Genomic DNA, 337 nt, shown 5'->3' with positions numbered 1-337 from the left:
TGTATAAGAGACAGGTGATGACTGGGGGCTTCGTAGTCGCGGGCATCATGGCGGTTGCTCCACACGGCAGCCGCCAGCCCATCGCCCAGCTCGGCGCTGCGGTGCAGGCGGGTGTTGGGCGWGCTGTGCATGCTCTGGRAAACCTGTAGGGCCGTGTTTTTTACACACTTGACCCCGTCGGACGCGCCCCACGAACGAGTGGATTTGGGGGTGGCGGGGCATTTAANCCTCTCGTGGGCTCTGAGATTTGTCTGTTCGTCCTTCCCTTCTTCCACCTCTTCTCTTCTGTTCAGTCGGGTGTTGGGCGAGCTGTGCATGCTCTGGAAAACCTGTAGGT

Annotated in this window: 1 pseudogene; it reads right to left on the bottom strand. The window is 59.9% G+C overall.

From position 1 onward, the window contains the following. A pseudogene (locus ACQ4LH_RS21970) lies at nucleotides 1-131 on the bottom strand (AraC family transcriptional regulator); the annotation flags it as partial. Between the last annotated feature and the right edge of the window lie 206 nt (nucleotides 132-337).

Source organism: Pseudomonas peli (genome assembly GCF_050563605.1).
Taxonomy (GTDB): Bacteria; Pseudomonadota; Gammaproteobacteria; order Pseudomonadales; family Pseudomonadaceae; genus Aquipseudomonas; species Aquipseudomonas peli_A.
This window is presented reverse-complemented; position numbering and strand designations above follow the sequence as displayed.